The sequence below is a fragment of the Kitasatospora sp. NPDC034023 genome, from assembly GCF_055575795.1.
The window spans coordinates 48,773-70,833 of the sequence record NZ_JBVIRY010000039.1 but is presented as its reverse complement, the minus strand read 5'-3'; the positions used below and the strand labels follow the sequence as shown (position 1 = coordinate 70,833).

The 22,061-nt window shown below is 73.9% G+C and carries 22 protein-coding genes; 16 read left to right on the top strand and 6 right to left on the bottom strand.

Annotated elements, in window-relative coordinates:
- Nucleotides 1-87: 87 nt before the first annotated feature.
- The 7 genes from ribH (at nt 88) to ACZ52R_RS36370 (ending at nt 6,228) form a co-directional block, all read left to right on the top strand.
- The gene (ribH, locus tag ACZ52R_RS36400) at nt 88-561 is read left to right on the top strand and encodes a 6,7-dimethyl-8-ribityllumazine synthase (protein ID WP_360491753.1); all 474 of its coding nucleotides are present in this window, start codon (nt 88-90) and stop codon (nt 559-561) included.
- A 101-nt stretch (nt 562-662) separates the two neighbouring features.
- Nucleotides 663-935, top strand: a complete 273-nt coding sequence (locus ACZ52R_RS36395) for a phosphoribosyl-ATP diphosphatase (RefSeq protein ID WP_097238956.1) — start codon at nt 663-665, stop codon at nt 933-935.
- A gap of 124 nt (nt 936-1,059) precedes the next feature.
- Entirely contained in the window at nt 1,060-1,908 is an 849-nt protein-coding gene (gene hisG, locus ACZ52R_RS36390) for an ATP phosphoribosyltransferase (protein WP_360491750.1), read from the top strand.
- Nucleotides 1,909-2,015: 107 nt separating this feature from the next.
- Nucleotides 2,016-2,456 (top strand): PH domain-containing protein, encoded by a 441-nt coding sequence (locus ACZ52R_RS36385; RefSeq protein WP_465624893.1) that lies wholly within the window; start codon nt 2,016-2,018, stop codon nt 2,454-2,456.
- 280 nt (nt 2,457-2,736) lie between these two features.
- A complete protein-coding gene (locus ACZ52R_RS36380; RefSeq protein ID WP_360491744.1) occupies nt 2,737-4,080 on the top strand; it encodes a hemolysin family protein in 1,344 nt (447 codons plus the stop codon).
- The gene (locus ACZ52R_RS36375) at nt 4,077-5,123 is read left to right on the top strand and encodes a hemolysin family protein (RefSeq protein WP_360491741.1); all 1,047 of its coding nucleotides are present in this window, start codon (nt 4,077-4,079) and stop codon (nt 5,121-5,123) included. Before ACZ52R_RS36380 ends, ACZ52R_RS36375 begins: the two co-directional genes overlap by 4 nt.
- 118 nt (nt 5,124-5,241) lie before the next feature.
- Nucleotides 5,242-6,228 carry an NAD-dependent epimerase/dehydratase family protein gene (locus ACZ52R_RS36370; RefSeq protein WP_465663292.1) on the top strand — a complete coding sequence of 329 codons (987 nt, stop codon included), beginning with the start codon at nt 5,242-5,244 and terminating at the stop codon, nt 6,226-6,228.
- Nucleotides 6,229-6,291: 63 nt separating this feature from the next.
- On the opposite strand, the gene ACZ52R_RS36365 is transcribed toward ACZ52R_RS36370, so the two are convergent.
- Together ACZ52R_RS36365 and ACZ52R_RS36360 are read right to left on the bottom strand one after the other, a co-directional pair.
- Nucleotides 6,292-8,382, bottom strand: coding sequence for an AAA family ATPase (locus ACZ52R_RS36365; RefSeq protein ID WP_465624933.1), 2,091 nt, complete (start codon nt 8,380-8,382; stop codon nt 6,292-6,294).
- Between the two features lie 404 nt (nt 8,383-8,786).
- On the bottom strand, nt 8,787-9,434 hold the full coding sequence (locus ACZ52R_RS36360) for a uridine kinase family protein (protein ID WP_465624898.1): 648 nt from the start codon (nt 9,432-9,434) through the stop codon (nt 8,787-8,789).
- A gap of 210 nt (nt 9,435-9,644) precedes the next feature.
- Between ACZ52R_RS36360 and ACZ52R_RS36355 the strand changes: the two genes are divergently transcribed.
- Entirely contained in the window at nt 9,645-10,808 is a 1,164-nt protein-coding gene (locus tag ACZ52R_RS36355) for an acyl-CoA dehydrogenase family protein (RefSeq protein WP_465624900.1), read from the top strand.
- 166 nt (nt 10,809-10,974) lie between these two features.
- On the opposite strand, the gene ACZ52R_RS36350 is transcribed toward ACZ52R_RS36355, so the two are convergent.
- Complete coding sequence (locus ACZ52R_RS36350; RefSeq protein ID WP_465624902.1) at nt 10,975-11,469, bottom strand: hypothetical protein; 495 nt, start codon at nt 11,467-11,469, stop codon at nt 10,975-10,977.
- Nucleotides 11,470-11,698: 229 nt separating this feature from the next.
- Between ACZ52R_RS36350 and ACZ52R_RS36345 the strand changes: the two genes are divergently transcribed.
- The 5 genes from ACZ52R_RS36345 to fxsA all read left to right on the top strand — a co-directional run bounded on the left by ACZ52R_RS36345 (nt 11,699) and on the right by fxsA (nt 16,749).
- The gene (locus ACZ52R_RS36345) at nt 11,699-12,139 is read left to right on the top strand and encodes an Lrp/AsnC family transcriptional regulator (RefSeq protein ID WP_045694655.1); all 441 of its coding nucleotides are present in this window, start codon (nt 11,699-11,701) and stop codon (nt 12,137-12,139) included.
- 31 nt (nt 12,140-12,170) lie between these two features.
- Complete coding sequence (locus tag ACZ52R_RS36340; RefSeq protein WP_465624904.1) at nt 12,171-13,778, top strand: amidohydrolase; 1,608 nt, start codon at nt 12,171-12,173, stop codon at nt 13,776-13,778.
- A 110-nt stretch (nt 13,779-13,888) separates the two neighbouring features.
- A complete protein-coding gene (locus tag ACZ52R_RS36335) occupies nt 13,889-14,347 on the top strand; it encodes a GNAT family N-acetyltransferase (RefSeq protein WP_465624906.1) in 459 nt (152 codons plus the stop codon).
- A 121-nt stretch (nt 14,348-14,468) separates the two neighbouring features.
- Nucleotides 14,469-16,115: an apolipoprotein N-acyltransferase gene (gene lnt / locus ACZ52R_RS36330; protein ID WP_465624908.1), complete on the top strand. Its 1,647-nt coding sequence runs from the start codon at nt 14,469-14,471 to the stop codon at nt 16,113-16,115.
- A gap of 55 nt (nt 16,116-16,170) precedes the next feature.
- On the top strand, nt 16,171-16,749 hold the full coding sequence (gene fxsA, locus ACZ52R_RS36325; RefSeq protein WP_465624910.1) for an FxsA family membrane protein: 579 nt from the start codon (nt 16,171-16,173) through the stop codon (nt 16,747-16,749).
- Nucleotides 16,750-16,926: 177 nt separating this feature from the next.
- On the opposite strand, the gene ACZ52R_RS36320 is transcribed toward fxsA, so the two are convergent.
- From ACZ52R_RS36320 to ACZ52R_RS36310, 3 genes are all read right to left on the bottom strand, one after another.
- A complete protein-coding gene (locus ACZ52R_RS36320) occupies nt 16,927-17,301 on the bottom strand; it encodes an RNA polymerase-binding protein RbpA (RefSeq protein ID WP_188300504.1) in 375 nt (124 codons plus the stop codon).
- Nucleotides 17,302-17,595: 294 nt separating this feature from the next.
- A complete protein-coding gene (locus tag ACZ52R_RS36315) occupies nt 17,596-19,212 on the bottom strand; it encodes a hypothetical protein (protein ID WP_465754963.1) in 1,617 nt (538 codons plus the stop codon).
- Between the two features lie 131 nt (nt 19,213-19,343).
- Entirely contained in the window at nt 19,344-19,538 is a 195-nt protein-coding gene (locus ACZ52R_RS36310; RefSeq protein ID WP_188300502.1) for a hypothetical protein, read from the bottom strand.
- A gap of 397 nt (nt 19,539-19,935) precedes the next feature.
- Between ACZ52R_RS36310 and ACZ52R_RS36305 the strand changes: the two genes are divergently transcribed.
- The 3 genes from ACZ52R_RS36305 to ACZ52R_RS36295 are packed head-to-tail and all read left to right on the top strand — an operon-like array spanning nt 19,936 to nt 22,044.
- A complete protein-coding gene (locus ACZ52R_RS36305; RefSeq protein WP_465754962.1) occupies nt 19,936-20,370 on the top strand; it encodes an ankyrin repeat domain-containing protein in 435 nt (144 codons plus the stop codon).
- Between the two features lie 24 nt (nt 20,371-20,394).
- Nucleotides 20,395-20,913 (top strand): GNAT family N-acetyltransferase, encoded by a 519-nt coding sequence (locus ACZ52R_RS36300; protein WP_360491708.1) that lies wholly within the window; start codon nt 20,395-20,397, stop codon nt 20,911-20,913.
- A gap of 57 nt (nt 20,914-20,970) precedes the next feature.
- Nucleotides 20,971-22,044 carry a serine hydrolase domain-containing protein gene (locus ACZ52R_RS36295; RefSeq protein WP_465624917.1) on the top strand — a complete coding sequence of 358 codons (1,074 nt, stop codon included), beginning with the start codon at nt 20,971-20,973 and terminating at the stop codon, nt 22,042-22,044.
- Nucleotides 22,045-22,061 lie beyond the last annotated feature (17 nt).

Here is a 22,061-nt window from a genome sequence, read left to right as displayed (position 1 = left end):
GCGTCCACCGACCACTGCGTCCACCGACCACTGCGTCCACCGACCACTGCGTCCACCGACCATTCCGTACGAAGGACAGGTAACAACATGAGCGGCCACGGAGCCCCCGAGCTGACCATCGAAGGCGCGGCCGACCTCAAGGTCGCCGTCATCGCCGCCCAGTGGCACGACAAGGTGATGAACGGCCTGCTGGACGGCGCCCACCGCGCGCTCAAGGAGCTGGGTATCGCCGAGCCGACCGTGCTGCGCGTCCCCGGCACCTTCGAACTGCCGGTCGCCGCCAAGCGCCTCGCCGACGGCGGCTACGACGCCGTGGTGGCCCTCGGCGTGGTGATCCGCGGTGGTACCCCGCACTTCGACTACGTCTGCCAGGCCGCCACCGTCGGCCTTACCCAGGTCAGCGTCGACACCGGCGTCCCGGTCGGCTTCGGCGTACTGACCTGCGACAACGAGGAGCAGGCGATCGACCGGGCCGGACTGCCGGGCTCCGCCGAGGACAAGGGCCACGAGGCCGTCACCGCCGCCGTCGCCACCGCCGCGGTGCTGCGCGCCGCGCTCTGACGGCAGCCCGTACGGTCCCGGACCGCGGACGTCCACCGGACTGTCCACGGTCCGGGACCGTTTACCGTCCGTCCGCCCGCACGCCGTAAGGTGGGCCCATCATGGCTTCGAAGACATTCGAGGAGCTCTTCGCCGAGCTCCAGCAGAAGGCCGCCACCGGCGACCCCTCGTCCTCCCGTACCGCGCAGCTCGTCCAGCAGGGCGTCCATGCGATCGGCAAGAAGGTCGTCGAGGAGGCCGCCGAGGTTTGGATGGCCGCCGAGTTCCAGTCGGACGAGCAGACGGCGGAGGAGATCTCGCAGCTCCTCTACCACCTTCAGGTGATGATGATCGCCCGTGGGCTGACGCTCGACGACGTCTACAAGTACCTCTGACCCGAGTACCCGAGTACCCCGAACACCCTCGAGTACCCCGAACACCCTCGAGTACCCCGAGCATCCCGAACAGCTCCCGCTCCGTGGAGCACACCCCTCCCCCCAGGCAAGGAAGCGACCTCCCATGCTGCGCATCGCCGTCCCCAACAAGGGTTCTCTCTCGGGTCCCGCGGCGGAGATGCTCCATGAGGCCGGCTACCGGCAGCGGAAGGACCCGAAGGAGCTCGTTCTCGTCGACCCGAACAACGAGGTCGAGTTCTTCTTCCTGCGCCCGCGCGACATCGCCGTCTACGTCGGCTCCGGCCGCCTGGACGTCGGCATCACCGGGCGCGACCTGCTGCTGGACTCGCACTCCAACGCCGAGGAGGTGCTCGCCCTCGGCTTCGCCGGGTCGACCTTCCGCTTCGCGCGCCCCGAGGGCGTGGCGGTCGAGGACGTCAAGGGCCTGGAGGGCCTGCGGATCGCGACCTCCTACACCGGCCTGGTCGAGCAGCACCTGGCGGACCACGGGGTGAAGGCGACGGTCACCAAGCTGGACGGTGCGGTCGAGACCGCGGTGCAGCTCGGCGTCGCCGACGTGATCGCCGACGTGGTGGAGACCGGCACCAGCCTGCGCAACGCGGGCCTGGAGGTGTTCGGCGAGCCGATCCTGGTCTCGGACTCCGTGGTGATCCGCCCCAAGGGCGCGGGCGAGGACCCGCGGGTGGAGCAGTTCCTGCGCCGCCTCCAGGGTGTGCTGGTGGCCCGCCGCTACGTGCTGATGGACTACGACATCCGCGCCGAGAGCGTCAGCGCGGCCGTGGGGCTCACCCCCGGTCTGGAGTCGCCGACCGTCTCGCCGCTGCACACCGAGGGCTGGGTCGCGGTGCGCGCGATGGTGCTCCGCAAGGAGGCCCAGCGGATCATGGACGACCTGTGGGGCATCGGCGCCCGGGCCATCCTGGTCACCAACATCCACGCCTGCCGCCTCTGACCTGCTCGCACGCCCGCGAGTAAAGAACGGTTCAATGGGGCGGGGAAGCCGGTCGGCGTCCCCGCCCCATCGTGCTGCCGCCACCAGAACCACCCCGGAGACCCCACGTGTCCACGCCGCCCGTCGAGTTCCCCGTCACCTGGGCGCCGCGCCGCACCCGCGTCGTGCTGCTGCCGGTCTGCGTCGTGCTGGTGGTGCTGTTCGCCGTGCTGGCCGTGCTGCTCCCGGCGAACTGGCAGCTCAACGACCGGATCATGATGACGGCCAGCGGCGTCCTGTTCGCCGCCGTCGGCCTGATGCTGGCCCGCCCCCGGGTGAGCGCCGACGCGGACGGCGTGACGGTGGTCAACTTCGTGCGCAGCCGCCGGCTCGCCTGGGCCGAGATCGTCCGGGTCAACTTCCGCCAGGGCGATCCGTGGGCCACCCTCGACCTCGCCGACGGCACCTCGCTCGCCGTGGTCGGCATCCAGTCCGGCGTCGGCAAGGCGCAGGCGATCGCGGACGCCCGCGCGCTGCGCGACCTCGTCGAGCACCACGCCGAGGCCTGAGCCCGGCACGGGCAGGCCCCCGACCTGCGGTTCCGGGGGCCAGAGGGGCCCGAACACGCTTCCAGCGTCCGTCCGGCTATGGTCTACGCTGGTAAAAGCAGGGCAAAGTTCGCCCTGCCCTGAAGCGAGCGCCCAAGCGGGTGCGCTGAGCGACCCTCCACAGCGCCCGCCGAAGCGACCGACCGCACCGACCTGAGGAGTGACACTCCCCCTCGATGGACGATCCGTCCGGTAGTACCTGCGCCGCCTCACTTCCGCCCCGCGGAAGGCAGGCGGCACTGTGATCACCGCCTGGCTGCTGTTGTTCGCAGCCGTTCTCCTGATCCTCGCCAACGGCCTGTTCGTGGCCGCCGAGTTCGCCTTCGTGACGGTCGAGCGCGGGGCGGTGGAACGTTCCGCCAAGTCGGGCGACGCCCAGTCCGGCCGCGTCGCCAGGGCCCTGCGACACCTCTCCTTCGAGCTCTCCGGGGCCCAGCTCGGCATCACCGTCACCTCGCTGGTGGTCGGCATGCTCGCCGAGCCGGCCCTGTCGACGCTGCTCGCGCCCGTCATGTCCGGCCTCGGCGTGCCCGATTCGGCGGCCCGCGGTGTCGCCGTGGTCGTCGGCATGGTGCTGGCCACCGTCGTCCAGATGGTGATCGGCGAGCTGGTCCCGAAGAACTGGGCGATCTCCCGCCCGCTGCAGGTGGCCCGCGCGGTCGTCGCCCCGCACATGGCCTTCTCCTTCGTCTGCCGCCCGCTGATCAGCTTCCTCAACGGCGCCGCCGACCGTACGGTCCGGGCCTTCGGCATCGAGCCGCAGGAGGAGCTGGGCCACGCCCGGACCCCGGCCGAGCTGGTCTCGCTGGCCCGGCACTCGGCCAAGGCCGGCGCGATAGACGAGGAGTCGGCGACCCTGTTCGTCCGCACCCTGGGCCTGGGCGAGCTGACCGCCGAGTCCGTGATGACCCCGCGGGTCGACGTGGCCGCGCTCCAGCGCGATGCCACCGCCTCCGACGTCCTCAACCTGACCCGGGCCACCGGCCTGTCCCGCTTCCCGGTCTACACCGACAGCCTGGACGAGGTCACCGGCATCGTGACGCTCAAGGACGCCCTCGCCGTCCCGGCCGCCCGACGCGGCCTGGTACGGGTCGTCGAGCTGTCCTCGCCGCCGCTGCTGGTGCCCGAGACCCTGCCCGCCGAGGTGCTGCTCGAACGGCTGCGCCGGCTCCAGCCGATGGCCATCGTGGTCGACGAGTACGGCGGCACCGCCGGCGTCGTGACCGTCGAGGACATCGTCGAGGAGATCGTCGGCGAGGTGCAGGACGAGCACGACCCCGACGACCACCCCGAACTGTTCCCGCTGCCGCCGGTCAACGGCCTGCCGGTCTGGGAGGCCGACGGCCGCGCCCGGATCGACCAGTTGGAGGGCATCGGCCTGAACGCCCCGGACGGCCCGTACGAGACGCTGGCCGGCCTGGTCGCCGACCTGCTCGGCAAGCTCCCCGAGGTGGGCGAGCAGGCCGAGCTGCCCGGCTGGCGGCTCACCGTGACCGGTGTCGACCGCCACCGCACCAGCCGGGTCCGGGTGGCCCGGACCACCGCGCCCGCGTCGTTCGGCGAGGACGGGGAGGACGCCCGATGACCGCGCTCCAACTGGCCGTCGCGCTCCTGCTCCTACTCGGCAACGCCTTCTTCGTCGGCGCCGAGTTCGCCGTCGTGTCGGTGCGCCGCAGCCAGATCGAGCCGCTCGCGCAGGCCGGGCACAAGCGTGCCCGCACCGTGCTGCACGCGCTGTCCAACGTCTCCGCGATGCTGGCCGCCGCCCAGCTCGGCATCACCGTCTGCTCGCTGGGCCTCGGTGCGCTCGCCGAGCCGACCATCGCCTCCCTGCTGGAGGGGCCGTTCCACGCGATCGGCGTCCCGCCCGGCCTGATGCACCCGCTCTCGTACGGGATCTCGCTCGCCGTCGTGGTGTTCCTGCACATGGTGATGGGCGAGATGGTGCCGAAGAACATGGCGATGGCCGGTCCGGAGAAGGCCGCGCTCTGGCTGGGCCCGCCGCTGGACCGGCTGGCCCGCTGGCTCGCCCCGGTGATCAGGCTGCTGAACGCCTTCGCCAACGGCGTGCTGAAGCTGTTCCGGGTCGACTCCAAGGACGAGGTCGAGTCGGTCTTCACCACCGAGCAGCTGATGTACCTGCTGGCCGACTCCCGGGACGCCGGCCTGCTCGATGAGGAGCGCCAGGAGCGCCTGGAGGACGCGCTGGAGCTCGGCCGCCGCCCGGTCACCGAGGTGCTGCTCAAGCCCGAGCAGCTGGTCACCGTGGACACCAAGGCGACCGCCGCCGCGGTCGAGGAGCTCGCCCTGCGCACCGGCTTCTCGCGCTTCCCGGTCACCGACGGCGACCCGGCCGGGCACGGCTACCTCGGCTACCTGCACCTCAAGGACATCCTCGACGTGGAGGACCCCTCGGCGCCGATCCCGGCCCGCCTGTGGCGGCCGATCACGGTGCTGCGCGGCGGCCTCCCGCTGGACGACGCCCTCGGCGCGATGCGCCGCGCGGCCTGCCACCTGGCCGCCGTGCTGGACCAGGACGGGCGCACGCTCGGCGTGGTCATGCTGGAGGACGTCCTGGAGGAGCTGATCGGCGAGATGCACGACCCGGACCACCGCGCCACCGCCTGAGGGCCGGTCGTCGCGCCCCGGCGTTCCCGGTTTCGCTGACGGCGTGTCCGCTCCCGGCGATTCTGCCCAGAGCATGCAGCCGTTCCCTGCCGGCCGTCCTCGGAGGAGAGTGGCCGGCATGAGACTTCTCCTGCTGGGTGGAACCAAGTTCGTCGGGCGGGTCGTCGCCGAGGAGGCGCTGGCCCGGGGATGGGACGTGACGGCGCTCAACCGCGGCACGCAGCCCGCCCCCGAGGGCGTCCGGGTGCTGAAGGGCGACCGCACGGCCGAGGACGGGCTCGTGGCGCTCGGGACGGGGGAGTGGGACGCCGTGGTGGACACCTGGTCCTGGGCCCCGGCCGCGGTGCGCGACAGCGCCCGGGCCCTGAAGGGCCGGGTCGGCCACTACGCGTACGTCTCCAGCCGCTCGGTGTACGACTACCCGCTGGTGGCCGACGCCGCCGAATCGGCGCCGGTGGTGGCCTCCTCGCCGGACCTCACCGGCGAGGTGCCCTACGCCGAGGCCAAGCGCGGCGCCGAGCTGGCTCTGGAGGCGGAGTACGGCGGACAGGCGCTGCTGGCCCGCGCCGGACTGATCCTCGGCCCGCACGAGAACATCGGCCGGCTGCCCTGGTGGCTGAACCGGATAGCCAAGGGCGGGCCGGTGCTCGCCCCAGGGCCGCGCGAGCTGGCCCTGCAGTACATCGACGCCCGCGACCTCGCGGCCTGGACCCTGGACGCGACGGCTGCCCGCCTCGGCGGCCCGTACAACGTGGTCAGCCCGTCCGGGCACGCCACCATGGCGGAGCTGCTGGAGGCCTGCGTACGGGTCACCGGCTCGGACGCCGAACTGCGCTGGACCGACGCCGAGCGGATCCTGGCGGCGGGCGTCGAGCCGTGGACCGAGCTGCCGATCTGGCTGGCGCCGGGCGAGCTGTACGAGTTCCTGCACACCGGCTCGATCGAGCGCGCGGTCGGCGCCGGGCTGCGCTGCCGCCCGGTGGCGGAGACGGTCGAGGACACCTGGGCCTGGCTGCAGGGGATCGGCGGCACCGCCCCGCAGCGCGCCGACCGGGTCGCGGTCGGGCTCGACCCCGAGCGGGAGGCCGCGCTGCTCAAGGGCTGAGCGCGCGTTGCTCAAGGCCTGAGCCGGGCGGCCGGGGACCCAGGGCCGGTCCGGGGGCGGGGCTCAGCCCCGGCCGTCGATCAGCTCCCCGTACGCCTGGACGAGGTCCGGCAGCCGCAGCGTGGCCAGGTCCTCGCGGCCCGGCGGCTCGCGCAGCAGCGACAGCCGCAGGTCCCGGTAGGCGCAGGACTTCTCGTACAGGGTGCGGATGAACCGGCCGTTGCCCAGCTCGTCGATCCAGCCCTCGCGGACGACGTGGGTGCAGATGCTGGCCAGTTCCTCGGCGGCGTCCTCGTCCCAGCCGTCGCCGTCCCGGCCGGCCAGCGCGGCTCCGATCGCGGTCAGCTCGCCGGGGCGGTAGCTCGGGAAGTCGACCCTCGTGGTGAAGCGGGAGTTGAGGCCGGGGTTGGTGGCGAGCAGCCGGTTCATGCCCTCCGGGTAGCCGGCCAGGATCACCACCAGCCGGTCCCGGTTGTCCTCGGCGCGCTTGAGCAGCACCTGGAGTGCCTCGTCGCCGTACGCGTCGCCCTTGGTGTAGCCGGAGTTGGAGAGGCTGTACGCCTCGTCGATGAACAGCACGCCGTCCAGTGCGGAGTCGATCAGCTCGTTCGCCTTGACCGCGGTCTGTCCGAGGAACTCGCCCACCAGATCGGCACGTTGGGCCTCCACCAGGTGGTCGCCGGAGAGCAGGCCGAGGGCGTGGAAGACCCGGCCGAGGATGCGGGCCACGGTGGTCTTGCCGGTGCCGGAGGGGCCGGAGAAGACGAAGTGGCGCTTGGGCGGCTGGACCGGCAGGCCCTGTTCGGCCCGCAGTCGCGACATCCTCAACTGGGCCGACAGTGCGCGCACTTGGCGCTTGACCGGCTCCATGCCGACCATCAGCGAGAGCTCGGCCAGAGCGGCGTCCAACTCGCGCTCGTCACCGTTCGGCCGGGGCGCGGGCGCGGCGGCCGAACGGGGCTGGGCCTGGCCGCGCACGGGCAGCGGCGGCGGCGCGGCGGGGCCGAGCGGGCCGACGGGGGCGCCCGAACCGGAGCGCTCCCCGGTGGCCAGTGGGGCGCCGTCCGGCAGAGCCCCGCCGGGCAGGGCGCCGTCCGGCAGAGCCCCGTCGGTCAGGACGCCGTCGATCAACGCCCCGTCGGGCAGGACCTCCGCCGCCGGGCCCCCGCCGACCAGGCCGGCGTCCGTCGAGGGCCCGCCGCTCAGCACGCCGTCGCCGGAGACGGTCGCGCCGTCCAGCCGGGCCCCGTCCCCGAAGTCCTCGTCGTAGCCCGGACCGGCGACGTACCCGATGTCGTCCAGGAAGCCCGCCTCGACGCCCGGCCCGCCCGGTGCGTCGTTCTCGACCCCGCCCGCGTCCGAACGCCCGCCCGCCGACAGCCCGCCTGGCGCCGGCCCGTCCGCCGGTTGTCCGTCCGCCAGCAGTCCGTCCGTGAGCGCGTCCTCGGCCGAGATGGCGGCCAGCCGCGTCGCGGTGTCCATGAACGCCGGGTCCGCCCGGTGCACCGCCCGGTAGAGCGGCAGGGCCGCCGCGCTGCGCCCGGCGCCCTCGTACGCCCGCGCCAGCCAGTACCGCAGTTCCTTGCGCTGCGGTTGCTCGGAGCGGCAGCGGGCCAGTGAGGCGGCCAGCGGCACCTGGGCCTGCGCGCACATGTCGAGGCGCACCCGTGCCATGCCGGCGAACAGCCCGGCCTCGATGCCGAGCAGCGGGTCGTCCAGCAGCCGGTCGGTGTCCCGGATCAGCTGCTCCCAGTCCTTGAGCAGATAGGAGCGGCAGGCGTACAGGAACCGGGCGGCCGGGTCCTCGCTGGGTGCCGGGCACTGCTCCAACGCCCGGTCCAGCTCGGCCAGATGGCGGCCGTCCAGCCAGTGCGAGGCGTGTGCCAGGGCGAGGTCGCGGGCGTCCTCGAGGACGGGCTGCACCCACCAGCCCAGCCAGTACCAGGAGCTGAGCGGCCGTCGGTGCAGCCGCCGTTGCTCGCCGAACCGCTTCTGGTTGCGGTACATCGCCAGCAGCGCCGCCGAGGTGTCGCTGCGCAGCGCGTGCAGGCCGAGCCAGGCGTCGGCCATGCCAGGGTCCAGTCGGACGGCGGCCCGGAACTCCTCCTCGGCCCGGGCGTAGGCGCCGGCCGTGTAGGCGTCCATGGCGCGCATCCAGGCCCGGTCGGCGAGTCGGTCCGGGCTGCCCGCCGTGTTGTCGGAACTGTCCACCGTCGTCACTCACGCCCCCCGCGGTGTGGCCCGGGGCTCGGCCGGCGAGTCGTCTGTGTCCAGCCTGGCCGGTGGTCGTCGAGCCCCCTGCGGCGCATGTGCGCCTGCCAGGAATCGTACCGGCGCGGGGCTGATCCGGAAGGGTGCCGCACAGGGTCAAATGCGATCGCGCGAGCGGCTGTTGAGCAGCCGGGCACCGGAACGAGCGGCGGGGGAGCGAGATTCGGAAGGGGACCGAACGGCGCCCCCGGCTCACGGGGGAACAAGCCGGGGACGCCGGGTCCGATGCGGCCGGAAGCTTTCGTTCCGGCGGCTGAGGAGAACCTAAGTCCTGGTGATGTCGCAGGTCAAGGCACTGTTGAAGGTTCACCGACGGTGCCCGGCACGATCCGGCCGGTCACACCGTCGACGTGCGTCGCGGCGTACGGACGACTCGGGTCGGCGGCGAAATGCGCCGATTCGGCCCGGGCCCAGCCCGCCCAGAACTCGGCCAGATCCGGACCGTCCCGCTCCTCGCCGCGCCGACGGGCCGCGTCGGCGTCCAGCTCCATCCAGACCACCCGGGCCAGCCACGGCCGCACCGCCCGCCGCCCGGCGCCGACCCCCTCCACCAGCACCACCGGGGCGACCGGCACCTCGGCCGTGCCCGCGAAGCGGCGCAGCGACCAGTCGTACACCCGGTACGCGGCGTCCCGCCCGGCCGACAGCGGCTCCAGCACCTGCTCGCGCAGCCGCCCGGTCCACTCGAAGAGCTCCTCGTGCGTGGCCAGGTCGTCCAGGTGGACCACCGGCGCCCCGCCGAGCGCCGCCGCCAGCCGGCCGGCGAAGGTCGTCTTGCCGGAGCCGGCGTGCCCGTCCACCGCGACCAGCCGCACCGGACCGCAGGACGGCGGCAGCGCGCGCAGCTCGGCCGCGAGGGCGCTCAGCCCGTCGCCGGGAGTGTGCCGTGCGGCGGAGGAGGGCCGAGCGGGGGAGGAGGTACCGGAAGCAGCCACATCGTCAACCCTACGGTGCCGTATCCCACCACTGCGGACAGTTCATCTGTGCAGGTCGTGACGGCAGCGCGGGTTTCGGGCATACTCGCTTCGCCACGACTGTGAACGGCCGTTCACCGCAACCCGGTGCCGGTCGGTCGGTCGTGCCCCATCTGCGCCGCACCCGCCAACACCTCGGCCCGGCGCCCAATCGAGGAGGCGACCGCCGCCATGACCCCCTCCCCTGTGAAAGCCGTGGAGCGCCAGCTGCCCAGCGAGGAGGCCCGCGAGCTGCTGAGCCTCACCCGGGACCTGGTGCAGCGCGAGCTGCAGCCGCGTGCCGCGGAGGACGAGTCCGCCGGCCGCTTCCCGCGGGAGGTCTTCCGCACCCTCGGCGAGGCCGGCCTGCTCTCCCTCCCGTACGACGAGAAGTACGGCGGCGGCGAGCAGCCCTACGAGGTGTACCTGCAGGTGCTGGAGGAGCTGGCGGCCGGCTGGCTGGCCATCGGCCTCGGTGTCAGCGTGCACACCCTGTCCTGCCACGCGCTGGCCACCTTCGGCACCGACGAGCAGCGCGACACGTGGCTGCCCGGCATGCTCTCCGGTGAGCAGCTCGGCGCCTACTGCCTCTCCGAGCCGCAGTCCGGCTCGGACGCGGCCGCGCTGCGCACCCGCGCCGACCTCGACGGCGAGGCGTACGTGGTGAACGGCACCAAGGCGTGGATCACCCACGGCGGGCAGGCGGACTTCTACAGCGCCATGGTGCGCACCGGCGGCGCGGGCGCCAAGGGCATCAGCTGCCTGCTGGTCCCCGGCACCCAGCAGGGCCTGTCGGCGGCCCCGCCGGAGCACAAGATGGGCATGCGCTCCTCGCCGACCGCCCAGCTGCACTTCGACGGCGCCCGGGTTCCCCGCGAGCGGCTGGTCGGCGAGGAGGGCCAGGGCTTCCAGATCGCGCTCGCCGCGCTGGACTCCGGCCGCCTCGGCATCGCCGCCTGCGCGATCGGCGTCGCCCAGGCCGCGCTCGACCTCGCGGTCGACTACGCGCGCACCCGGCGCCAGTTCGGCCGCCCGATCGCCGAGTTCCAGGGCCTGTCCTTCATGCTCGCCGACATGGCCACCCAGATCGAGGCCGGCCGCTCGCTCTACCTGTCCGCCGCGCGCCTGAAGGACGCGGGCCGGTCGTTCTCCAAGGAGGCGGCGATGGCCAAGCTGTTCTGCACCGACGCGGCGATGCGGGTGGCCACCGACGCCGTCCAGGTGCTCGGCGGCTACGGCTACACCCAGGACTTCCCGGCCGAGCGCTTCATGCGCGAGGCCAAGGTGCTGCAGATCGTCGAGGGCACCAACCAGATCCAGCGCCTGGTGATCGGCCGCCACCTCACGAAGGGCTGACGCCCGCCGAAGGCCTGGTGGCCGCCGAAGGCCCGGTGATCGCCGAAAACCGCCGCCGAAGGCCCGAGCCTTCCCCCCAACGGCCTCCGGCCGTCACTCCAGGGTGCGGAGTGACGGCCGGAGGCGTTCCTGACGGATCGTCAACTCGCGTGCTCGGGGCGGATGGTCAGCGTCGGACGAGCCGGCGGCGCTGCTCCGGGATGGAGCAGAGTGCGGCGACGGTCGGGGTCGAGGGGATGGGGGGCACCGCCGGGTCGACCGCCGCGATCCGCACCGGACGGTGCGCCACCGCGTGCGAGAACGGCTGGGTGCGCCAGTCCAGTTCGTTCGGGAGCTTGAACAGCGCGTCGAACCCGGCCGGTTCGGTGTCCTCGGGAGCCTCCACCTCGGCCAGGTCGTCGGTGGGCGCGCCCGAACCGGGGCAGATCGCGGGGGCGAAGGGGTTCCAGGCGGTCGGCAGCAGGGCGTGCTGCGGCAGCCGCTCCTCGTCCGACACCAGGCCGATCGGGCGGCGGCACTCGGGGCAGTTGACCCGGAAGATCTCCCAGGTCTCGGCCTCGCCGGGGTCGGTGCCCGGCGCGTGGTCGACCGCGAGGTCGTCGCGGCCGGTCATATCGTCGGTCTCGTCGGCGCCCAGCACGCGCTGGTCAGTAGCAGGCATGAGGATCCCCCTAGGATCGGGCCCGGCGTGGTCATCCAGGGCCACAACCAGCACTTCCCTGTGATCCGGACTCATAATCCTGCGGTGGTGTGCACCGTGATGCACCGGGTGTGTCCTTGGCCACACCGGCTGCCACATGCGCCCGGCACGTGCCCGCGTGGCACCTGCAATCCCTCTCCGTGCCACCTCGTGCGCCCCCCGTGCTCCCGACCGGGTAGGTTTGCGGACTGTGGAGGATCTCGACCAACGCATCGTCCAGCTGCTCCTCGAGGACGGCCGGATGAGCTACACGGACCTGGGCAAGGCCACCGGCCTGTCCACCTCGGCGGTGCACCAGCGCGTGCGCCGCCTCGAACAGCGCGGGGTGATCCGCGGCTACACCGCGATCATCGACCCCGACGCCGTCGACCTGGCGCTGACCGCGTTCATCTCGGTCAAGCCGTTCGACCCCAGCGCGCCGGACGACACCCCCGAACGCCTGGCCGGCCTGCCCGAGATCGAGGCCTGCCACAGCGTCGCCGGCGACGAGAACTACATCCTCAAGGTCCGTGTCGGCGCCCCCGGCGACCTCGAGGACCTGCTCGCCCGCATCCGCAGCGCCGCCGGCGTGTCCACCCGCACCACCGTCGTGCTCTCCACCCCGTACGAGGCGCGACCCCCGAAGCTCTGAGCCCGAACAGCCGAGGTGCAGACTTAGCGGCATGACCGAACGCACCCCACGGACCGTCCTGCTGCGCGGCGGCGCCGTCTACAGCCCCGCCGACCCCTTCGCCACCGCGATGCTCGTGGAGGGCGAGCACATCGCCTGGGTCGGCAGCGACGGCGCCGCCGAGGCGTACGCCGCGACCGTCGACGAGATCGTGGAGCTGGACGGCGCCCTGGTCACCCCCGCCTTCGTGGACGCCCACGTGCACGCCACCGCCACCGGTCTGGCGCTCACCGGCCTCGACCTCACCGGCAGCCCCTCGCTGGCCGCCGCCCTGGAAGCCGTCACCGCCTTCGTCGACGCCCGGTCCGAGTCCGGCGGGGTGCTGATCGGCCACGGCTGGGACGAGACCGGCTGGCCCGAGGGCCGCCCGCCCACGCTCGCCGAACTCGACGCGGCCGCCCGGGGCGCCGCGCTCTACCTCTCCCGCACCGACGTGCACTCCGCGCTCGCCACCACCGCGCTGCGCACCCTCACCGAGGGCCTGGCCGGGCGGCCCGGGCACGACCCCGAGGGCCCGCTCACCAAGGACGCCCACCACGCCGTCCGGCAGACCGCGCTCGCCCGCCTCACCCCCGAGCAGCGCCGCCGCGCCCAGCGCGCCACCCTGGCCCGCGCCGCCGAACTCGGCATCGGCGCCCTGCACGAGTGCGCCGGCCCGGAGATCTCCTCGGAGCAGGACCTGGCCGCCCTGCTGGCCCTGGCCGCCGACGGCGAGGGGCCCGAAGTCTTCGGCTACTGGGGCGAGTCGGGCGGGGTCGAGACGGCCCGCCGGCTCGGCGCGGTGGGCGCCGGCGGCGACCTCTTCGTGGACGGCGCGATCGGCTCGCGCACCGCCTGCCTGCACACCCCGTACGCGGACGCCGAGCACACCGGCACCGCCTATCTGACCGCCGGGCAGGTCGCGGACCACGTCACCGCCTGCACCGAGGCCGGGCTGCAGGCCGGCTTCCACGCCATCGGCGACGCGGCCGTGGCCGCCGTCATCGAGGGTGTCCGGGCGGCCGGCGAACGGGTCGGCGCCGGCCGGGTCAAGGCCCTGCGCCACCGCGTCGAGCACGCCGAGGCGCTGGATGACAAGTCCATCGCCGCCTTCGCCGAACTCGGCCTCACCGCCTCCGTCCAGCCCGCCTTCGACGCCGCCTGGGGCGGCCCGGAGGGTATGTACGTCCAGCGCCTGGGCGCCGAGCGGGCCGCCACCCTCAACCCCTTCGCGGCCCTGCTGCGGGCCGGCGTCCCGCTGGCCTTCGGCTCGGACGCCCCGGTCACCCCGCTCGACCCCTGGGGCACCGTCCGCGCGGCGGCCTTCCACCGGACCCTGGACCACCGGATCTCGGTGCGCGCCGCCTTCACCGCCCACACCCGCGGCGGCTGGCGCGCGATCGGCCGCGACCAGGACGGGGTGCTGGTGCCCGGCGCGGTCGCCAGCTACGCGGTCTGGGCCGCCGGCGACCTGGTCGTCCAGGCCCCCGACTCCCGGGTGGCCGGCTGGTCCACCGACCCGCGCTCCGGCACCCCCGGCCTGCCCGACCTCACCCCGGGCCACCCGCTGCCGACCTGCCTGCGCACGGTGGTCCGCGGCCGCACGGTCCACCAGCGCTGACGGGCCCACCCGTGCTGACAGTCCACCGGCGTCGGCGGTCCACCGGCGCTGACGGGCCACCAGCGATAACGAGGTGAAGCGGCGGCGCACCGCCCCGTAGGTTGATCACCATGACGACCCACCCGCTGGTACCCGCGGACTTCGCCGTCCCACGCGAGCTGCTCGCCCCGGAGTTCCGCCTGGAACCCCTGGGCGAGCAGCACAACGCCTCCGACCACGCCGCCTGGACCGGCAGCATCGACCACATCCGGGCCACCCCCGGCTTCGTCGGCCGGGACTGGCCGCCCACCGACGGGATGCCGCCGGAGCGCAACCTCGCCGACCTGCGCCGCCACGCCGCCGACTTCGCCGCGCGCACCGGCTTCACCTACACCGTCCTGGAGCCGGACCGGGACGAGGTGATCGGCTGCGTCTACATCTACCCGGACCGCGAGGACCCGGCCGCGGTCACCGTCAGCTCCTGGGTCCGCGCCGACCGGGCCCACCTGGACGCCCCCCTGTACCGAGCCGTCTCCGCCTGGCTCGCCGGGCACTGGCCGTTGGGCCCGGTCCGCTACTCCGAGCGCTGACCACGCGAGGGGCCGCGGGTACGGCCGGGCCCTACCACCCTCACCGCACGTCCCACCGTCGTTCCGGGGTACCTTCTTCGCACAGCGTCCGAACAGCAAGCCCCAGGAAGATGGTGCGCCGGTGGCCATTCCCGTCACCCAGGAGCGGTCCGGGACCGCACCCGAGTCCCAGGAGCCGGCGCCCCGACCGGGCCGCGGCGCCCGTGCCGTCGCCAAGGTGCGGGCCGGGCTGCCCCGGACGGGCCTGGCGGCGCTGGCCGGCCTGCTGCTCGCCCTCGCCTTCCCGCCGTACGACCTCTGGCCGCTGTCCCTGCTCGGCGTCGCCGCGCTCTCGCTGCTCACCCGGGGCCGCACCTTCCGCGAGGGCCTGTGGACGGGCTTCGCCTTCGGCCTGCCGTTCTTCCTGATGCTGCTCAGCTGGCTGCGGGTGGTCGGCTGGGACGCCACGGTCGGGCTGTCCGTCGTCGAGGCGCTGTTCCTGGCCCTGCTCGGCGGCGCACTGGCCGTCACCTCCCGGCTGCCCGGCTGGCCGCTGTGGGCGGCCTGCCTCTGGATCACCCAGGAATGGGCCCGTGACCGGCTGCCGCTCGGCGGCTTCCCCTGGGGCCGGCTCGCCTTCGCCAACACCGCCACCCCGTACACCCCGCTGGCCGCGCTCGGCGGCGCGCCGCTGGTGACCTTCGCGGTCGCCCTCTCCGGCGCCCTGCTCGCCTGGGCCGTCCTGCGCCTGCGCGGGCCGGCCAAGGCCCCGAAGGCGGCCGCGCTGGCGGCGCTCGGCGCGGTCGCCGCGCTGCTCTGCGGCTACCTCGTCCCGGTGCCCACCGCCGCGGCCGACACCGTGAAGGTCGCCATCGTCCAGGGCAACGTGCCCAACCCGGGCATGGACTTCCTCGGCCGCCCGATGATGGTCCTCAACAACCACGCCTCGGCCACCGAGCGCCTCGCCGCCGACATCGCGGCCGGCAAGGTCGAGCGCCCCGACGTCGTGATCTGGCCGGAGAACTCCTCCGACCTCGACCCGTTCAGCGACCCACTGGCCCGGGAGCGCATCGACGAGGCCGTCAAGGCGGTCGGCGTGCCCACCCTGGTCGGCACCCTGGTGGACGGCCCGGACGCGCAGCACGTCCAGAACGAGGGCATCGTCTGGGACCCGCAGACCGGCCCCGGCGCCTCCTACACCAAGCAGCACCCCGTCCCGTTCGGCGAGTACGTCCCCTTCCGCGCCCAGCTGATGAAGGTGATCACCCGCCTCCAGCGGGTCGCCCGGGACTTCTACCCCGGCGACCACAACGGCGTGATGCAGCTCGGCCCGGCCCGGATCGGCGACGTCATCTGCTTCGAGGTGGCCTACGACGAGATCGTCCGCGACACCGTGGACAGCGGCGCCCGCGTCCTGGTCGTCCAGACCAACAACGCGACCTACGCCAGGACCGGGCAGCCCGAGCAGCAGCTCGCGATGAGCCGGCTGCGGGCCGTCGAACACGGCCGGGCGGTGCTGATCGCCGCCACCAGCGGCATCAGCGCGGTGATCTCCCCGGACGGCACCGTCCAGCAGCGCACCGAGGAGCTGACCCCCGCCGAGCTGTCGGCGACCGTCCCGCTGCGCGACGGCACCACGGTGGCCGACCGGGTCGGCGTCGCCCCGGAGTGGACGCTGGCGATCGGCGGCCTGCTGGCCTGCGCCGCCGGAGTGCTGGTCGGACGCCGCAGGAAGGCCGCCGCCGGAACACCGGCCGAGCAGGATTCGTTGGACCAGGTGGTGCCGTAGCCGGCCCGGACCTCCCGTGCGGCGCGCAGAGCACCGCCTGGAGTGGATTCGTACCGTGACCCAGCAAGCTGCCCCCACCCGTCCGGCCCCGCGCGGAAGGCTCCGCCGGGTGCTGCCGTTGCTGATCACCGCCTGGCTGGTGCTGGAGATCTGGCTGCTGGTCCAGGTCGGCTCGTGGCTGGGCGGGCTCACCGTCCTGCTGCTGCTCATCGCGGGCGCCCTGATCGGCGGCTCGGTGATCAAGAGGGCCGGGCTGAAGGCGCTGTCGGCGGCGATCGAGCAGAGCAAGGACCCGCAGTCCGAGCAGCCGCAGACCGGCACCAGCATGACGGTGCTGGCGGGCGTCCTGCTGATCGTCCCCGGCTTCCTGTCGGACCTGGTGGCCCTGACCCTGCTGTTCCCGCCCACCCGGGCGCTGTGGCGGGCGGCCGGGCGCCGGCTCACCGACAAGGCGCTGCACAGCACCGGCGTCGTCGGCGCCGGCCCGCTCGCGGACGCCGTGCGGCTGCAGGAGCAGCTGCGCATCCACCGCCCGGACGGCAAGGTGATCCAGGGCGAGGTCGTCGAGCCGGAGGCCGGCCCCCGCGGCCCGCAGGGCCCGGACACCACCTACCGTCCGCCGATCACCGGCTGACGCGGGCCGTCGGCCCCTCGGACGGGGCCGGCTCGGGGCCACCCGGCCGCGGGCCAGTTGGCCCTGAGCCTCAGCCGAGCCACCCGAGCCGTCAGCCACCCGAGCGTGGACAACGCGAAAGGGACCCTGGAAACCAGGGTCCCTTTTCGCGTCCTCCCGCGCGGGGCGGGAGCGATGTCAGGCGCTCTTGCGGGTGTCCCGCGGGTGTACCGCGAGGTTCATCCCTCCGGAGCGGAGCACGGCCAGCCGCTCGGCCAGCACCTCCTCCAGCTCCTCGCGCGTCCGGCGCTCCATCAGCATGTCCCAATGGGTGCGCGTCGGCTTGGTCTTCTTCTCCTCCGGCTCGTCACCGTCGAGAAGTGCTGCTTCCTGGCCACAGAAGCGACATTCCCAGGTCGAGGGGATCTCCGCCTCGACCGAGAAAGGAACCTCGAATCGGTGTCCGTTCTGACATGCGTACTCGACGGTCTGGCGGGGAGCCAGATCGATACCACGGTCGGTCTCGTAGCTAGTGGCCCCGAGTCGCGTGCCGCGGAGAGCTCGCTCGCTCATGAATCGTGCCTCCCGGGCTTATGGCCCACAGGACTAGTGGTCGCTGTTCTTCGTCGTTCGGTCAACGCTCGGCTTCCGACGAAGATTCCCGTCCCGGGACATGCGTCGTCTGTTGTGCCGCCCCTGTTTGTACCCACCTGCGCCCGATTTGTCACATCTGGCCGGTGATATCACCCCAGGTGTCACCTATTTCACATCTGGTGATCGTGCGGACTTTCTGTGACGAGCCTACCGGGACGGGTTTCGACAGCCTCCGCCGCCCCCGGCCCCGACCCGATCCGGAGCCGTGGCGGGTCAGGAGATCGGGCGCGAGCGGATCATCGGTTCGCCCTTGGCCAGGTCGACCGGACGGGACTGCGGGGCCGGATCGGCGGGGGCGACCAGCGGCGGGCGCTCCGGGCGGGGCGGCACGCCGGCGGCCGCCTCGGTGCGGGTGTCGCGGTGCGGCAGCAGGGCGATGACCGCGTCCCGCAGCTGGGCCGGGGCCTCGTCGTCCAGCGGGTCGACGGTGGCGGGCACCTGCAGCCGGACCGGGGTGCCGTTGCCGATCCGAGCGTAGCCGCGGCCGACCGGGGCCTGTGCGGCGGGCACGATGTCCAGCGGTGCGCCGAGCGCGGCGCGGCTGTCGTCCGGGCCGGCCGGGCCGAGCACCACGCGGGCCCGGGTGGTGGCGCGGACGGTCGGGGTGATCCGGTCCCGGGCCTCCATGTCGTCGGCGATCACCACGGTGACCCGGGCGGCCCGGCCGTGCCGCAGCGGGAGCTCCAGCAGGTCCTGGGGGTCGGGGCGGCCCTCGGCCTGGGCGAGCTCGCTCAGCTCGGTCGGGTGGTCCAGCAGCAGCCAGAGCGGCCGGGTGGCGTCCTCGGGCGGGGCGGAGCCGGCGTGCCGGGCGGCGTTGAGCGCGGTGAGCCGGCGGTCGGTCTCCTGGGCGGCCCACTCCAGGGCGGCCAGCGCGCCGTGCAGGCTGGTCTCCACGGTGTGCACGCCGGGCCGGTTCACCAGGCAGGCGTGCTCCCCGGTGCCCGCGCCGTCGACCACCACCAGGTCGGCGTACGGGAGGGCCTGCAGCGCGATCGAGCGGAGCAGGCTGGACGTGCCGTAGCCGGTGACGCCGAGCGCCAGCAGGTGCGGCTCGGAGGAGCGCGGGCCGGTGCGCCAGACCACCGGCGGCTGCGGGACGGTCGTGCCGCCCTGGGTGACCGGGATGGTCCGGGCGGAGCCGTCCTCGTCGGTGAAGCCCAGCACGATCTCGCCGGGGGCGGCCACGAAGCGCTGGGCGACGACGTCGGTGGGCAGCGGGGCGAGTGCGGCGATCCGCAGCCGGTTGGACTCCTCGTCCCAGTCGAAGCGGTACTCGCGGGCCCGGCCCGCCTTGCCCTGGACGACCTGCTCGATCCGGGCCCGGGCGGCCGGCTCGGTGTCGGTGAAGTAGGCCGGGTAGTCGAGCTCCAGCCGGGAGAGCCGGCCCTCGCCGTCGAACTCCCAGGAGCCGAAGGCGTTCTTGTAGCTGCCCTCGAAGTGGTACAGCGGGTTGGCGTCCTCGGGGCCGCACAGGTACGGGGTGAGCGCGGCGTAGAGGGCGCCGAGCTTGACGTCGGCGACGTCCGGCGCGGGCGGGGCGGACGGCCCCTTGGGGCCCCGGCCGGCCCAGGCGGCGCTGGCCATCAGGGCGATCAGGGCGAACAGCAGGCCGTGCGGCAGCAGGTAGATGCCGACCAGCATCGCGGCGGTCAGGAAGACCGTCGGACCGCGGCGCTCCTTGGGGGTGGCCTGCCAGCGGCCCTTGGCCCAGGCGACGTGGTGGCGCATGCCGCGCCCGATGACGGAGAGCGGGGCGAACATGTCGGAGGCGTGGTCCCCGGCGGTCCGGGCGATCTCGCGGCCCTTGCTGAGGTGGCGGTGGAGCGGCATTCCTTGACTCCCCGGGCGAGTGGGACGGTTGGGACGGGTGGGGTGCGACGGGCGGGGTGCGGAAGTGGGGTACGACGGGGCCCGGGGGCGGTGGGATCCGCGCCCGGGCCGGTACGGGGGAGTGGCAGCGGCTAGAACCTGATGCCGCTGAGCAGGCTCGCGAGGCTGGCGCCGCCCGCGGTGATGCTGGGGGCGATCGACGAGCCGGCGATGTAGAAGCCGAGCAGGGCGCAGACGATGGCGTGGGAGACCTTCAGTCCGTCCCGGCGGAAGAAGAGAAAGGCGATGGTGCCAAACAGGACGATGCCGGAAATCGAGAGGATCACGATCCGCTCCTCGGGAGGGGGGACAAGCGGGGGGTGTTACGGAAAGTGCGTTAATCGTGACAAAAAGTAATAGATGATGGAACGGGGCAAATGGGTGGTTCTGCCGTTCAATACCGTTCCGGACGCCGGACGGCGGTATGCGAACCGGCGGGGGTGGGGACCGGTCGCCGTGGGATTCGGTGCGTCAAGGCATTCCCGGGGGGTGGGCGGGAAGCTTCCGGGGGGTCCGGGAAGTTCGCTCGAATGGCTGCGCGACCCGCGTGGCCGCGTGTCGTCGCGGGCCCCGACCGTCATCCGGATCACGGACACCGGCTGGCCCGCTCCGGCAGCGGCCGCTACCGTGCCCTGGGCGCAGCCCCGAGACCGCCCGACGACCCGACCGGAAAGGCCGCCCGCCATGACCGACGCCGCCAGCCAGCAGCCCGCCGACGCCCCCGACGCCCCCGACGCCCCCGACGCCGAGGTGATCGCGCTGGCCGGGAAGATCTTCGACGCCGCCCGGGCCGGGGCGACCGACACCCTGGCCGCCTACCTGGACGCCGGCGCCCCGGCCGACCTCACCAACGACCGCGGCGACACCCTCGTCATGCTCGCCGCGTACCACGGCCACGCCGCCACCGTCGAGACGCTGCTCCGGCACGGCGCCGACCCGAACCTCGCCAACGACCGCGGCCAGACCCCGCTGGCCGGCGCCGTCTTCAAGGGCGCCGAGGACGTGCTCGCCGCCCTGCTGGCCGGCGGCGCCGACCCGCAGGCCGGCACCCCGAGCGCCCTCGACACCGCCCGGATGTTCGGCAAGGAGGACCTGGTCGCCCGGTTCGAGGCTCGCTGAGCGGAGATCGTAGGCTTTTCAACCATGGACACCACCGCCACCCAGGACACCGGCACCGTCGACTTCCGCATCACCGGCTTCGCCCACGCCGACGCCCAGGCACTGTCGGCGGAGGTGCAGCAGGAGTACGTCCGCCGCTACGGCGACCCCGACTTCACCGAGATGCACGCCGAGGACTTCGACGCGCCGGCCGGGCTGTTCCTGATCGCCTACCTGGACGGCCGCCCGGTCGCCTGCGGCGGCTGGCGGGCCAAGGAGGCCGGCGGCCCGGACGCGCTGCGCGAGGGCGACGCCGAGCTGAAGCGGATGTTCGTCGTCCCGGACGCCCGCGGCCGCGGCCTGGCCAGGGCGCTGCTGCGCCGCCTGGAGCAGACCGCGGTCGAGGCCGGCCGTACCCGGTTCATCCTGGAGACCGGCACCCAGCAGCCCGAGGCCATCGCGCTCTACAAGTCCGAGGGCTACACGGCGGTCCGCAAGTTCGGCTACTACAAGGACCACCCGCTGGCCGTCTGCCTCGGCAAGGAGCTCGCCGCGGCGGTCTGAGCGGCCGCCCGGCCGGGTAGGCTCCGGTCGCCCTGACGACCGGCCCTGGGGGATGGGATGAGCCACCGAGCACCCGGAGTCGACCGGTTCCCCGCCCTGGCCGCGCCCGGCGGGGAGCTGGACCGGCTGGTCCGCGAGGGCGTGCGCACCGTCGGGGCGGGCGCCGTCTGGGCCGTCGGCGACGCCGGGGGCACGCTCGGCGGCGGCAGCCACGGCGTGCTCGGGCAGGGCCCGTACGCGCGGCTCGCGCCCGGGCCGGACACGCTGTACGACCTCGCCAGCCTCACCAAGATCGTCGCACTCTGGCCCTGCGCCGGGACGCTCCGGCAGTCCGGCCGGCTGCCGCTGGACGAGCCGCTCGGCCGCTGGTGGCCGCCGGCCGCCGGACGGCCCGCCGGCGCGGTGACCGCCCGGCACCTCCTCGCCCACACGGCCGGGCTGCTCCCGTACACCCGCTTCGAGCAGCTCTACGGGCGCGACCCCGCGGCGATCCGGGCCGGGGTGACCGCCGCACCGGCGCACCGGACGCCCGGCACCGCCGTCGAGTACACCGACCGCGCCGCCGTCCTGCTCACCTACCTGGTCGAGGACCTCGGCGGCGCCCCGCTGGACCGACTCGCCGCGCGCTGGGCCTGGCACCCGCTCGGCATGGCCGACACCCGATTCGGGCCGCTCGGCCCCGCGCTCGCCGACCGCACGGCCCCCACCGAGTACGACGAGCGGGCCGGCGCACCCCTGCGCGGCGTCGTCCACGACCCCTCGGCCCGGCTGCTCGGCGGCGTCTCCGGCAACGCCGGCGCCTTCTCCACCGCCCGCGACCTCGCCCGCTTCCTCACCGCCGTGCTCGCCCCGCCGCCCGGACTCGCCTGGGGCGGGGCGTGGATCGAGGAGTCGCTGCGCGAGCAGACCGGCGGACTGCGGCCCGCCCGCGGCCTGTCCTGGCTGTACGCCCCCGGCACCGAGCCGGCCGAGGGCACCTTCGTCCACTACGGCTTCACCGGCACCGGTTTCTGGGTCTCCCGGCGGCTCGGCCGCTGGGCGCTGCTGCTCACCAACAAGGTGCACTACGACCGGGTCACCCAGCCGCTGACCGACCTGCGCAACGCCTACCGCCGGCTGGTGTTCGGATGAGGACGGCCCGCGCGGGG